The 405-nt window shown below is 68.6% G+C and carries 1 protein-coding gene; it reads right to left on the minus strand.

Translation table 11 applies throughout. The features are described 5' to 3' along the window. Window positions 1-43: 43 nt before the first annotated feature. Window positions 44-405, minus strand: a 362-nt coding sequence (locus tag G3I78_RS49850; RefSeq protein WP_164437300.1) for a sporulation protein, incomplete at its 5' end; no start/stop codon positions are given.

Raw genomic sequence — 405 nt, forward strand, 5'->3', positions numbered from 1 at the left:
CGGGCTGCGCCGGCGCGGCCTTCTGCGCACCGAGCCTAGATCCCTAGAACCAGTTGCGTTTGCCGCCGACCTCCGCCAGCCACTGACTCAGGTACGCCGCCCAGTCGGTGCCCTGGAAGGACTGCAGACCGACCGTGAACGACCGGTACGAGTCGCTGCCCTCGCCGAACAGCCCCGGCTTCTTGTCCATCTCCAGGATCACGTCCATCTCGTTGCCGTCCGCGATGAACGTCAGCTCCACCTGGTTCAGCCCCCGGTACTGGTGCGGCGCCCGGAACTCGATCTCCTGGTAGAACGGCAGCCGCTGCCGCGTCCCCCGGATGTGCCCCTTCTCCAGGTCCGCGGCCTTGAACGCGAAGCCCAGGTGCCCGAACGCGTCCAGCAGCGCCTGCTGCGCCGGCACCG

The organism is Streptomyces sp. SID13726, assembly GCF_010548375.1.
Taxonomy (GTDB): domain Bacteria; phylum Actinomycetota; class Actinomycetes; order Streptomycetales; family Streptomycetaceae; genus Streptomyces.